This window comes from Bacillus sp. S2(2024), assembly GCF_050474045.1.
GTDB classification, from domain to species: Bacteria; Bacillota; Bacilli; order Bacillales; family Bacillaceae_G; genus Bacillus_A; species Bacillus_A yunxiaonensis.
Window position 1 is genome coordinate 491,000 of sequence record NZ_JBFLUS010000003.1, and the last position, 12,717, is coordinate 503,716.

Here is a 12,717-nt window from a genome sequence, read left to right on the forward strand (position 1 = left end):
AACGATGGATATAAGACAATTACGCTACTTTCTTGTTATTGCTGAAGAAGGGCAAATTTCTCGTGCTGCCAAAAAACTTCACATGGCACAACCCCCATTAAGCCAGCAACTTCGACTTATGGAAGAAGAGATTGGTACCGTACTATTAGAACGAAAAAGAAATGGTAAGACTATGGAGCTCACTGAGGCAGGTAAAATTCTATATCAAAAAGCCCAGAATATTTTAAACTTATTTGAGGAATCGATATTAGAAGTAAAAGAAGCAGGTGAAGGAATCAGAGGTTCTCTATCCATTGGTATAGTTGCCTCATGTGTTTCTTATCTACCTAAAAGAATTCAATATTTCCATGAAAACTATCCAATGATTTCATTTAAACTGTGGGGAGGAGATCCAGCTGAATTGAGTAAACAGTTGGAAAACCGCAATATCGAACTTGCTATTATTCGTCTTCCTTTAGAAATAGAAGGTCTTTCTATGATCCCTTTGGAAAAGGAATCATTTGTTTTTGTGGTACCGAAAAATTGGGAAAATTTCCGTTTAAAAGAAGCGATTCAAATGAAAGAGATTGAAGATATCCCTTTATTGCTAGTTCACAGAACGAAGGGAGAAGGGCTGTATGAAAGAATTGTAGAAGAATGTGAACGATTCGGATTCCAGCCAAATATCTTGTGCGAATGTCCAGATATGAATATACTTCTTTCTTTAGTTGAAGCTGGAATTGGAGCAAGTATACTTCCTAAATCGTCAGTATCTGCATTTCGTAATGTTGAAATTAGGGTATTGGACATCATAGACTCTTCTCTTCAATCAGAGATAGCACTAGTTTGGCTTAAACAACGATATCTTTCCAAAGCAGCACGTAAATTTATTGAACTATTTTAGCTAACCCTCATATCTCTCATCAGTAGGGGGCAACAGATTGTAAAGAAACTAGATGAAATAGCCAAACAGTTATGAAACAATAACTTCTAACTATATTATCACATCATGTTCGTTCTAAAACGAAAAAATCTCATATGTTATAACGAGAATATCCCGATACATACTAGGTAAAGGGATGTTTTTTTGATTGAATTACATTCACCAAATTTAATCTTTAGTAAATTAATAATTAATATAGTAAAATAAAATTCTAAAAATAAAAAGGGGTGTTCTTCTTGCGTACAATGCAACAGTTATTACAAACACAAGCAACACAATCACCAAGTATTGAAGCACTTGTTGGTGGTGGCGAAAGATATTCATTTAAAGAATATAATGAACGAGTAAATCAGCTTGCTCATTACTTGTTAAACAGTGGTGTGCAAAAAGGAGATCGTATCGGTGTTTTATGTAAAAATAATCATCCGTTTCCAACGATTATGATGGCAAGCTTAAAAATCGGTGCTGTACTCATACCTTTTAATCATCAACTTACTGTTTATGAATTAGAAACGATTGTAAAAGAAGCGAAGCTAAAGGTATTATTTCATGATGCTGAATTTAATGAAGTTGTATCTAAAATTGAAGCAGTAAAAGAAATTCAACATGTAATAGAAACTGGAAAGGGAATGGAAGTATCAAATTCATTTGAATTACGATTACAAGACCAGCCGAAAACGGAACCAATGGTAGAAGTTCATGAAGATGATGATGCGATTTTCTTATTTACTTCTGGAACAACCGGAAATGCGAAAGCATGTGTTATTGGTCATAGAAATTTGCATAATTATTTTACGGAAGTTGCAGGCCAAAGGAAGATTCCGGCAGGCGGACGTTTTCTTTCCGTACATCCACTTTTTCATATGAGCGGTGTACTTTCTATATTAAATTGTATTTATCACGGTACTACGATGATTTTTCTATCTGATTCAAATCCTAGTCTCATTTGGGATACGATTGAAAAAGAGAAGATTACAACTATGCTTGCGTTTCCAGCTGTGTACAGTTATATGCTTGATGAATTCAATAAAAAAGAACGAAATATTCCTTCTTTCAAAGTAGCGCAAAGTGGTGGAACAAAAGTACCTGAAAGTCTGATACAAAGGTATGCGGAGAAAGGAATATGTATGGCACAAGCATATGGAAGTACAGAAGGTTGGGTCGTAAGTTCATGGAGACCAAATATGGGGAAAGAAAAAATATCTTCTGTAGGAAAACCGATTAAACATGTAGAGGTAAAGATTATTCATCCAGAGACAGGAGAAGAATTACCTGCGAATGAAGTTGGAGAGATTATTGTAAAAAGTCCATATATGTTTAAAGGGTATTGGAATAACGAACAGGCAACAAGAAAAGTAGTAAAGAATAATTGGTTTCACATGGGTGATGCAGGGATGCTAGATGAAGACGGATTCTTATATATAATGGGAAGATACAAAGATGTGATTGTACATGGCGGTGATAATGTATATCCAGATCAAGTAGAAGAAGTCATTCATGAAATAAGTGGTGTGTTAGAAGTTGCAGTAGTTGGAATTCCAGATGATTTTTGGGGAGAAATTCCAAGAGCCTATATCGTGAAAGACATTCACACATCACTAACAGAAGAAAATATTATGCAGTACTGTAAGCTAAAATTAGCGAGCTATAAAATACCAGAAGTAATATTCGTTGAGGAATTACCAAAAAATGCTTTAGGGAAGGTACTAAAAAGAGAGTTGAGATAAACTGTTGACCAGTTTCCTATGTAAAAAGCGACGCAAAGATATGTTTTGCGTCGCTTCATATAATGATTGGAATGAACTGTATGAGTGTATGTTTTGTCGGAATCTCAGTGCTGCCTAGTATAATTTCTGCTAGATAGCTCTGGTAACCGCTAGAGTGAGATGATACTAATTAACTCTAAATGTATGCGACAATTAGAGTATTTCGATATATCCTTCTGTTCCATGCACGCGAATTCGTTGCCCATCTTTTATCAGTTTAGTAGCATTTTCTACACCAACAACCGCCGGTAAGCCATATTCACGCGCGATAACTGCTCCGTGGGTCATCAGTCCACCAACGAGCAAAAGCTGCGTTTTTTCCATTTCCTGAAAACGGAGAACCAAAGAACTCATTCCACATCTCTCCTTACCATTCATGTTCTATTGATTCTAGCAGTAGTAACTGAGAAGAAACAATCTATATTAACGATTTTCTACATGGTATAATTAAGTTAGGAAGAGTTCAAAAAACAGCTAGACCTTACCATAAAGTAGGCTGATGCCCCGGTTCACCCCTCGAAAGCAGCTCATATACCTTTTAACCCACAATGAATATGAATAACATCAACTTTTTCCATTTAGTCTGTTTATTTTCCAAAAAACACCTTGTATTAATATGAGATATCAAGCTCTTATTAAACTAACCTGCTTCATTAGTTTAAGTGCATTTTTTCACAATCACACACCTAACATAAACATCCAGTTTAATTTGAGAGTCTTATTCCATTAAATGGCCCGATTGTTGAAGAGAATGACCCGCATTTTTTTAACAACTTTATTATTTTTTAAACGACTTTATTGTAAAATAAACAACTTTTTACTTATTTCATTGATTTACTAGATTTTGTATAAGGTCATAAAGAACATTCACTCAATAATTAGAAGTGTTGAAAGTATATAGGCCTAGTGACAAGGTTCCTGATCTAGTCCGCAGTAAGATGGGGGCTCATACATTGCCATCAACTTCAGAATTCAGAAATACCCCAAAACAATAAAAACGAGCAAAATGCACAAAATTTTCGTTCGGGGTGTATGATGAGATCTTACCTTGATAGCGATGGGGTCTCGCCGCATGCTCATGGATTAAAGAAAGCGCCTATTATTAAACTGTCCATTTTATACGGTACAGTTTAATAATAGGCGCTTTCTTTTTTTATTTAATTAGTATCTTTTAGGGTCAACCGATTGTTCCATCATGAGTGATTTCGGTTTTATATTTAAAAAGCAAATGCTTACGACAATAAATAGAAGGCCAACAAATAGGCTAATTGTAATCACCTCATGTAGGAAAATAGAACTTATAATAATTGCGATAAGTGGAATAAGAAATGTATAGGCACCAACTTTACTTGCTTCTCCAGCTCCGACAAGTGTAAAGTAAGAAAGCCACCCCATTGCAATTACAAAGATTGAATTGAATAGTAGTATGATTACAAATGGTACATTCCAAGCGATACTAGACCAACTTTCAAATTCTGAACCGAACCCAATTAAGAAAAATCCACCGATAATGAGTTGAAGGGTTACCATCCAAATAATGTTTACACGGTTCCCAGTTCTTTTTATAAAAACAGTTCCTAGCGCCCCGCCTATTGCGCATCCTAAAGCAAGAAAAATACCGATGATAGAAATATGTCCAGTGAAGCCACTAGAGCTAATAACAGCAACGCCTGCAAATCCAAGAATAAGACCAAAAATTTTTAAGCCATACATTACTTCTTCAAGCCAAATCCAAGAGAAAATTCCAAGTAAGACAGGCTGGAGAAATGCAATAGCAGTAAAAAGTCCAGCAGGCATATACTGAAGTCCTACAGTTTGTAGACCGTAAAATAAAATAACATTGAATAAAGCTGAAATAAAGTATAAATGCCAAGTTTTTTTTAGATATAATTGTTTGTATTTTGGCAATGCGAAAATAAGTAGAATGAATCCTCCCATTACTGTTCTAATTCCTGCAAATAATAAGGGCGGTGTATAATGCAGAGCGAATTTAGATAAAGGCCAATTAATTCCCCATATAAGAACGAGAAATGAAAGGAGCATGACCGTTTTTGTTCGTGACAGCTGTGTCATGATAATACCTCCTTGTTGTATTTCATTTCCCAATAGTATAATATTGAACGCGATAAATAAAATGAATCTTTTTTATAAGGGGTATAAGTAATTTGTTATGACCATTACACAACTTCAAGTTTTTGTAAAAGTAGTTGAATTAGGAAGTTTTACGAAGGCAGCTCGAGTTTTGAATATGACACAACCAGCTGTGAGTCATGCTATTTCTAGTGTTGAATCGGAACTCGGTGTAACGCTTATTATACGTGATAAAAGGAAAGGTCTAATTCTGACTGATGTAGGAAATCGGATTCTTGTTCATTTTCGGGAAATTTTAAATGGCGTTGAGAAAGTAGAGCAAGAGGTTGCGATGGAGAAAGGATATGAAGTCGGGACAATTCGAATCGGAAGTTTTCCAAGTGCATCAGCATATTTCTTACCTAAAATGATTAATATCTTTCGCGAAAAATATCCGAATTTAGAGCTGGTTCTCTATGAAGGAACTCTTAAAGAAGTGGAAGAATGGCTAGTATCACGTGTAATTGATGTGGGAATTGTTATTTTGCCCAATAAAGAAATGGAGACTGTACCGTTAACAAAAGAAAAAATGGTTGTTGTCTTGCGAGATGATCATCCTCTTTGTGAGAAAAAAGCTATTACAATAAATGATTTAGAAGGTGAACCAATTATTTTAGGTAAGGGAGGATATGAACCACCAATTATTGATATGTTTAAACAAGCAGGTGTAACACTTCGAATTGAGTATGCGGTATCTAACGTTCCAACATCTTTAAATATGATTCAAGAGGGGATAGGTTTAGCGATATCAGCTAAATTATCTTTAACGAATTTACCTCCAAATGTCAAAACGAAAGAATTAGCACCTCAAGTATGGAGAGAAATCGCGTTAGCTGTTCCTTCATTAAAAGAGTCTTCACTAGCTGTTCAACTTTTTATTGAGGAATTTCAAAGGTTGTTTGCAGAATAACAAAAGGCATCTTGCTTGTAAGGTTCCTTTTTACGTATTGTTAGAACAGGTCAAAAAGTTTTATAGAAAGGGCTGACTTATAATATGGTTGTAACCATAGATGATTACATCTAGGTGGTGATCATGATGAAAATTAGTATCCCCTTTTCTATAGCTGTTCATATTTTATCTACTTTGAAAAACAATCCATCTTCTATTTGTACTTCAGAATTTATGGCTGGGGGGTCTCGCCACATCGCTATCAAGCTAATAAAATAAAATACCCCCTAAAATGAAAAAATACGCTATTCTTTCTGTAGAATCATAAGAAAGGATGGCGTTTTTGTATGTCTATTTCTGTATCTGATGAATTGTAATGCTCGTGTTATATGGTTTGAGAGAAAAGCAGACGACCGAATGAAATTAATTATTTTTGGTGTTTCATATTCAATTTAAGTACTTTTTAGCTTAACAATATTTTGAGTTTAGTCAGTTTTAGGCCAATCCCAACCAAGTTGTAGGAATAATCCTAAACGATCGCTGACTGCCCGAATCTCACTAATTTTCTGATTGGTTACAGTAAATATGTAAATTGCCTCATTCTCAAACTTACCATTAGTCGGTATTGGCATTCGAGGATGGCCCCCAGTATGGACACCACTTTGGGTGATTCGTGCAACTACGCGGGAGTTTTCAGCGATAAGTTCCTCAATATGAAAGTGTAAGGGATTGAAAGCCGCTAACTGCTGCCGGATACCATCAAAGGCTGCACCAGGCTTATCGTCCTCGCCATGGATAATTTTGTTATAATCAATTACATCTGTAGCCATAAACTCTACTAATCTCTCAGATTGGCGAAGATTAACAACCTTGAAGAAATTCTCTACTACCTTTTTATTGCTCACAAGTTCTGAAATATCCATCTTTTAAACCACCCTTTTAAAATTAATAAGTTAATTTCCCCTCATAGGTTTATTCAGGAATATGATCCTTTAATACAAGTAAATAATTATCCCATTATTTATTTCGCTATACTGCCATCGTTAGTGTAATAAGAAAAGATCCTGCATGTTCTGAATTGAATTCCGAATTATGGACACCTTGAAAAAGTTCATGATTCGGGGTTTTTTATGTGGCTGGTATTTATTTGGTAGTTATGTTGAGAGCAGTTCTATAAGTTATATGTGGGTAATGAGTAAAATTATGTAAAAAGGATTATATATTCATCGTAAATATTTATAATGTTATATATGGATTTTTTGTAACAAGTAAGCATGTTCAGCTAAATGAGAGGATTATTAAACAAAAAGGGGAGAATAGCTGTTTTGCTGTCTCTATTAGCAGTAATGATAAGGTGATAAAGACAGCAAAACAATTTTTTTATTGCTCAATTTTTTCTTTCATATAGTGATACATAGTAACTGCTAATTGTACATTCAAGAATTTTTCGGTGTCTGATAGATTTATTGACAAGATTTCCTCAATTCTCTTTAAACGATAATTTAAAGTATTTACATGCATATGAAGTGTTTTTGCTGTTTCTGTGCCTTTGCGATTATGCTCCAAATATGAAAAAAGGGTATGAAGTAAATGTCCTTCTCTTGTACGATCGTATTCTATTAAAGGACCAAGCATTTCATAAATAAAATCTAATAACTCTTCTTCGGTATTTTGTAATAGAAGACGCTGTACGCCAAGCTCTGAGTAGCTCATCGTTTTTTTACTTAGACTATGTGCTTGAATGAACTGCAGACATTTGGCAGCCTCTTGAGCAGATGTGTAAGCATTTTTTAATCCTTCCTTCAATCGTCCAACACCGATGGAGACACGCTTTTCCCATCCTCTTATGTTTAATTCCTGTTGAAATAAATGTATAGATTCTTTCACTTGAGAATTGTTATAGGATAAAGAGGTGCTCGGATTGAAAGAAAGGAGAACTACGATTTGATCATTTTTTTCTGCTATTATCACTTTGCTATTATTCTTACTGAAGAATTTATTTGTAAACTCTAATAAATAGCGCTTGTGTCTTTTGGTCGTAATGTGTTTCATATTGATGAGGACTGCAACATAGTTGGATTTGGAATGCAATTGTAAATGTTTGGCCTTTTGCATAAGGGATTCATCCATTTTTCCTGAAAACAGAACATCAATAAATTCCCCGTTTAATCTTTGTTCGGTCTCTAATATAGCCTGCTTTTTCATGAGTTCGAGAGAAATAATGGTACAAGCATGCTCAAGAGCAGCTATGTCAACTTTTTCGATCGCTTTCTCTGAAAGAACGAGAAGAACCCCTAGTAATCTAGGCTTCGATCCTATCGGTAACAAAACAACTGTATGGCTTTCACCTTGAACCTGGATGCTCAATATAGATTTATTTGTCTCTGAAGCATCTGCAAAAGCGGTTGCTTTTTCTTTTAGTTTCTCTAAAATATCTGTCGTTATGTCATAAGAGCTGGAAGATGAAATTAATTCTCCTAAATCATCAAAAAGCAAACAATGATACCCGATTTTCTTAGGGATGTAGTTCAAAATGGAGGAAAGTCCTTCGCCGCTTAGTACTAAGGTTGCTAAGGTATTATGTAACTCTATTGATCTGGAAAATATTTCGTTTTGCTGCGTAATTTTAGTATTCAAAATCTCTAGCTCTTGAACCGCTTGTTCTTTTTCATGATACAGTTTAGCTTTTTTTAACGCTACGGCTGCTTGATGAGAAATGGCAGTCATGAGGTTCACATCGTCTGTTGTAAATTGTGAATGAGGCTGAAAGGATCCTAAATTAATAACACCCAAACATTCCCCATTACTGATAATAGGAGTACATACTGCGGAATAAGGATAGTTCGGAACAGATTCATCAAACAATTCAAGGATTTGTTCAGATAAGGAGTTGTAAGTTTCTCTAACTTCATCTTGATTCGTAAAAATTAAACATTTTTTAGCTAAAAATGTTTTTCCGGCCATGGCTTGTCCTGGTTTTAATTTTATTTGCATTAAACGGGAGGTCTCATACCCAAATGTTGATTTTGCAATAAGGCATTGTTGTTCAGTGTTATATAAGAAAAGGACTCCAGCATCAGCAGCATCAATTACGGCAATTGTTTCTTTCATCATAGAGTGAATGATAGAGTCAAGATCCAGTGAGGAATTTAAAATATTAGAAACGTATATTAAAGATTGTAATTGTCTGTGACTTAATGTATCTTTCACTTTTCTCACCCTTTTCTTTCCTAATTATGTTAATTGTATGAAAATTAGACGAAGAGAGCAACCGGCTGTTTTATGTGAATAAACAAGTTAAATTGTGAGATATACAAAAAATAACGGATGTTGGAGAGAACCCTTTTGTGTAAATATACAAATTTTTTATGTTTATTTTAGTAGGATTAACATAGTTAAACACTTTATAAATAGTTATAATTTTCTGAAAAGATATAAAATTAGAAATAATTCCAGTTATTGAAGGGGGCTTGTTTATATGATTACGACTGTAGATCATGTATTAAATGGAATGAAAGAAAAGGTAATTGAATGGAGACGTTATCTTCATCAAAATCCGGAACTATCTTTTCAAGAGGAAAATACAGCACAGTTTGTTTATGAAACTCTTGAAACTTTTGGGAATTTAATCGTTTCTCGTCCGACGAAGACAAGTGTAATGGCAAGATTAATAGGGAATCCAGCAGGGCCGGTACTAGCAATTCGAGCAGATATGGATGCATTACCTATTCAAGAAGAAAATAGTTTTGATTTTGCTTCTAATAATCCTGGAGTCATGCATGCATGCGGTCATGATGGACATACAGCTATGCTGTTAGGTACAGCAAAAGTACTGTCAGGAATGAAGGATCAAATAAAAGGAGAAGTGCGTTTTCTCTTTCAACATGCAGAAGAATTGTTTCCGGGCGGCGCAGAACAAATGGTACATGCAGGGGTTATGGATGGGGTAGACCAAGTCATTGGTTGTCATCTTTGGTCGTCTCTTGAAATCGGGAAGATAGGGGTTGTATATGGACCAATGATGGCAGCTCCTGATAAATTTGAAATTACGATTCAAGGTAAAGGCGGTCACGGAGCTATGCCTCATCAAACTGTAGACAGCATTGCCATTGGCTCACAAGTGGTCACTAACTTGCAATATATTGTTTCTCGTAATGTAGATCCTTTAGAACGTATCGTAGTTTCAGTAACTCAATTTATTGGGGGGACAACCCACAATGTCATCCCTGATTCAGTACAAATTGTAGGTACTGTACGCACTCTAAATCCGGAACTGCGAAAAAACATTCCTGTTCTCATGGAGCGAATTATAAAAGGGATTACAGAAGCGCACGGGGCTTCCTATACTTTCAAATATGATTACGGATATCGACCTGTTATTAATGATGAAAGAATTACAGGTGTAATTGAAGAAACTGTACGAGAAGTGTTAGGGGAGCAGGCTGTACATCATGAGCAACCTACAATGGGCGGAGAAGATTTTTCGGCATTCCAACAAAAAGCACCAGGAGCTTTCTTCTTCGTAGGTGCACGTAATGAGGAAAAAGGGATTATTTATCCGCATCATCATCCGCGTTTTTCAATTGATGAAGATGCGCTAGAAAATGGTGTGAAAGTGTTGACGAATGCAACATTCAAGTTGCTGCAAGAAAAAATATAAAGAGGGAAGGATGGGGTTTTTATGAAGTTGATTCACTTTCTTGCGTTAATCCCTTTCGTTGGAATTCTTGGTGGGATTATTTTTGCTAATAGAGTTACTCCCTATGTTCTTGGTATGCCTTTTATCCTCTTTTGGATTGTATTATGGGTCGTTCTAACTTCGGTTACGATGGCAGTTATTTTTAAGTTAGATCCTGCTAATCGGGAGGGTGAGCAAATATGAATACATCATTACTCATTATTTTTGGATTTTTGATTTTGTCCATTTCTTTAGGGATTCGTGCAAGAAAAGGGAAAGACATGAATATGGAACAGTGGGCAGTAGGTGGACGCGGATTCGGTACCATTCTTATATTTTTATTGCTGGCCGGTGAAATTTATACAACCTTTACCTTCCTTGGTGGAAGCGGATGGGCTTACGGAAAAGGAGGACCTACTTTTTATATTCTTGCTTATGGCTGCTTAGCCTATGTTATTTCCTATTTCTTCTTGCCAAAACTATGGAGCTATGCTCAAAAACATAAATTACTGTCTCAATCTGATTTCTTTGTGAGTAGATATAAAAGCTCATATTTAGGTGTTCTTGTATCGCTTGTAGGAATTATGGCTCTCATTCCGTATCTTGTTCTTCAGTTAAAAGGATTGGGCATTATTGTTTCAGTTGCTTCTTATGGAACGATTTCCTCTACTGCAGCTATTTGGATTGGGGCTATTTCTCTTACAGTATATGTAACGATTTCTGGTATCCATGGTTCTGCTTGGACAGCTGTTGTTAAAGATATTTTAATACTAGGAGTTGTTTTATTCCTAGGAATTTATCTTCCTATTCATTACTACGGAGGATTACAACCTATGTTTGAGAGCATTGAAGCCGCTCAACCAGGATTTTTAGCTCTTCCGGAAAAAGGACTCAGTGTATCATGGTTTATCTCAACTGTTTTATTAACAGGAATCGGCTTTTATGCTTGGCCGCATATTCAAGGGGCGATTTATTCCGCTCAAAATCCAAAAGTGTTTCGCAAAAATGCAATCATTATGCCGGTGTATCAATTAGTATTACTGTTTGTATTCTTTGTGGGATTTGCGGCAATCCAGCAAGTACCAGGGCTTCAAGGACCTACGGCAGATTTGGCGTTGTTAAAGCTATCTATACAAACATTCGATCCTTGGTTTGTCGGAATCATAGGAGCGGCTGGATTATTAACTGCTCTTGTACCAGGCTCTATGATTTTAATGGCAACATCTACACTGTTTGCGAAAAATATTTATCAAGTGTTTGCACCTCAAACATCTGAGAAAAAAATCGCGAAAATTTCAAGATTCTCTGTACCTGTTGTTGCTCTTATCACTGTATTTTTTACATTCAAAGGGGGCAGCACGCTTGTACCTTTATTATTAATGGGATTTAGCTTAGTTACACAACTTATGCCAGGAATGGTCTTTGGCCTATCGAAATATAATTTTATTACAAAACAAGGAGCAGCGGCTGGAATCATTGCAGGGGTTGCAACTGTAATTTATACGACACTCACAAGCACAACGATTGGAACGATGTTTCCTGCTCTACCTCAGTGGGTTAAGGACATAAATATAGGTATTATTGCTCTCGTTATAAACTTGATTATTATGACTTTTGTAAGTCTAGTTACAAAGCATTTGACTATAACAGATAACAAAGGTGAATTTGTAGAAGCTGTTAATAGTGGTACGGTGAAATAAAGAATGTTCTAAATCCTTAAGAACTCTTTTCATATATTGGAATAAACAAGGGTGTCCCGTTCAGTGGACATCCTTGTTTATTTTTGTTTTATAGCAATTCAGTTATAAAAAATTTATAAAACAAAAATAAATGGACAATTATTGTCCAATTCCTTGTGATACATTACGGGTACAGGGGAGGAGGAAACAAATGGAAGTAAAAGAGAGTTTTGAGTTAGACATAGAGTGGGCTCAATTAATTTCAGAAGCGCTTCTTAATGGAATTACAGCGGAAGAAATTAGAGAGTTATTACGAAGTAAGAATTTATCATAATTAACTAACATCACATACACATGTGATGTTAGAGTTGGCAGGGAATAGGATGTTATATGAGATGAATTTTTACAATTTTAGTTTTCATCCCACTATATCGGGGCAGTAAGGCCACTACCCAAATATTGAACGAAAAGTGAAGAAGATAGGAGGGGAATATGTCACTAGCTCTTATGTTACAACTACAAGTACCCATGGGAGGCAGGTATAACGAGGAGCAGCAACTTCCTCAAAATTGACTCACTTCTATAGGGGGATAAAAAGATAGTGAGAAGGCCTTTTTTTAGTATTAAAAACTAAAGATAATAAAGGGGATGGG

At 35.6% G+C, this 12,717-nt stretch carries 10 protein-coding genes and 2 pseudogenes; 8 read left to right on the forward strand and 4 right to left on the reverse strand.

Annotation, left to right across the window (positions count from 1 at the left end; genetic code table 11):
- The first annotated feature begins 4 nt into the window (after nt 1–4).
- Both AB1284_RS02640 and AB1284_RS02645 read left to right on the forward strand, forming a co-directional pair.
- A complete protein-coding gene (locus tag AB1284_RS02640; protein WP_429751890.1) occupies nt 5–883 on the forward strand; it encodes a LysR family transcriptional regulator in 879 nt (292 codons plus the stop codon).
- A gap of 275 nt (nt 884–1,158) precedes the next feature.
- Nucleotides 1,159–2,649 carry a class I adenylate-forming enzyme family protein gene (locus tag AB1284_RS02645; RefSeq protein WP_429751888.1) on the forward strand — a complete coding sequence of 497 codons (1,491 nt, stop codon included), beginning with the start codon at nt 1,159–1,161 and terminating at the stop codon, nt 2,647–2,649.
- A gap of 192 nt (nt 2,650–2,841) precedes the next feature.
- Here the strand turns inward: AB1284_RS02645 and AB1284_RS02650 are convergent.
- Nucleotides 2,842–2,988: pseudogene (locus tag AB1284_RS02650) on the reverse strand (PEP-utilizing enzyme); the annotation flags it as partial.
- Nucleotides 2,989–3,849: 861 nt separating this feature from the next.
- Nucleotides 3,850–4,761, reverse strand: coding sequence for a DMT family transporter (locus AB1284_RS02655; protein ID WP_429751887.1), 912 nt, complete (start codon nt 4,759–4,761; stop codon nt 3,850–3,852).
- A 97-nt stretch (nt 4,762–4,858) separates the two neighbouring features.
- Between AB1284_RS02655 and AB1284_RS02660 the strand changes: the two genes are divergently transcribed.
- Both AB1284_RS02660 and AB1284_RS02665 read left to right on the forward strand, forming a co-directional pair.
- Nucleotides 4,859–5,728, forward strand: a complete 870-nt coding sequence (locus AB1284_RS02660) for a LysR family transcriptional regulator (protein WP_429751885.1) — start codon at nt 4,859–4,861, stop codon at nt 5,726–5,728.
- A 126-nt stretch (nt 5,729–5,854) separates the two neighbouring features.
- Nucleotides 5,855–5,947: pseudogene (locus tag AB1284_RS02665) on the forward strand (Rrf2 family transcriptional regulator); the annotation flags it as partial.
- 245 nt (nt 5,948–6,192) lie between these two features.
- Here the strand turns inward: AB1284_RS02665 and AB1284_RS02670 are convergent.
- Both AB1284_RS02670 and AB1284_RS02675 read right to left on the reverse strand, forming a co-directional pair.
- Entirely contained in the window at nt 6,193–6,630 is a 438-nt protein-coding gene (locus AB1284_RS02670; RefSeq protein ID WP_429751884.1) for an ester cyclase, read from the reverse strand.
- A 457-nt stretch (nt 6,631–7,087) separates the two neighbouring features.
- Nucleotides 7,088–8,917: a helix-turn-helix domain-containing protein gene (locus AB1284_RS02675; RefSeq protein ID WP_429751882.1), complete on the reverse strand. Its 1,830-nt coding sequence runs from the start codon at nt 8,915–8,917 to the stop codon at nt 7,088–7,090.
- A gap of 268 nt (nt 8,918–9,185) precedes the next feature.
- Here AB1284_RS02675 and AB1284_RS02680 point away from each other — a divergent pair, with 268 nt between their 5' ends.
- The 4 genes from AB1284_RS02680 to AB1284_RS02695 all read left to right on the forward strand — a co-directional run bounded on the left by AB1284_RS02680 (nt 9,186) and on the right by AB1284_RS02695 (nt 12,398).
- Nucleotides 9,186–10,367: a M20 family metallopeptidase gene (locus AB1284_RS02680; protein WP_429751880.1), complete on the forward strand. Its 1,182-nt coding sequence runs from the start codon at nt 9,186–9,188 to the stop codon at nt 10,365–10,367.
- A 21-nt stretch (nt 10,368–10,388) separates the two neighbouring features.
- Nucleotides 10,389–10,589 (forward strand): DUF3311 domain-containing protein, encoded by a 201-nt coding sequence (locus tag AB1284_RS02685; protein WP_429751879.1) that lies wholly within the window; start codon nt 10,389–10,391, stop codon nt 10,587–10,589.
- Complete coding sequence (locus AB1284_RS02690; protein WP_429751877.1) at nt 10,586–12,085, forward strand: sodium:solute symporter family protein; 1,500 nt, start codon at nt 10,586–10,588, stop codon at nt 12,083–12,085. The genes AB1284_RS02685 and AB1284_RS02690 overlap by 4 nt, the downstream gene beginning before the upstream one ends.
- A 190-nt stretch (nt 12,086–12,275) precedes the next feature.
- Nucleotides 12,276–12,398 (forward strand): anti-repressor SinI family protein, encoded by a 123-nt coding sequence (locus tag AB1284_RS02695; RefSeq protein ID WP_429751876.1) that lies wholly within the window; start codon nt 12,276–12,278, stop codon nt 12,396–12,398.
- The last annotated feature ends 319 nt before the right edge of the window (nt 12,399–12,717 follow it).

Excerpts from the sequence above, each read along its gene's own strand:
- AB1284_RS02660 (WP_429751885.1), top strand. The coding sequence starts at position 4,859 with ATGACCATTACACAACTTCAAGTTTTTGTAAAAGTAGTTGAATTAGGA.
- AB1284_RS02655 (WP_429751887.1), bottom strand. The coding sequence starts at position 4,761 with ATGACACAGCTGTCACGAACAAAAACGGTCATGCTCCTTTCATTTCTC.
- AB1284_RS02695 (WP_429751876.1), top strand. The coding sequence starts at position 12,276 with ATGGAAGTAAAAGAGAGTTTTGAGTTAGACATAGAGTGGGCTCAATTA.
- AB1284_RS02670 (WP_429751884.1), bottom strand. The coding sequence starts at position 6,630 with ATGGATATTTCAGAACTTGTGAGCAATAAAAAGGTAGTAGAGAATTTC.
- AB1284_RS02690 (WP_429751877.1), top strand. The coding sequence starts at position 10,586 with ATGAATACATCATTACTCATTATTTTTGGATTTTTGATTTTGTCCATT.
- AB1284_RS02685 (WP_429751879.1), top strand. The coding sequence starts at position 10,389 with ATGAAGTTGATTCACTTTCTTGCGTTAATCCCTTTCGTTGGAATTCTT.
- AB1284_RS02640 (WP_429751890.1), top strand. The coding sequence starts at position 5 with ATGGATATAAGACAATTACGCTACTTTCTTGTTATTGCTGAAGAAGGG.
- AB1284_RS02680 (WP_429751880.1), top strand. The coding sequence starts at position 9,186 with ATGATTACGACTGTAGATCATGTATTAAATGGAATGAAAGAAAAGGTA.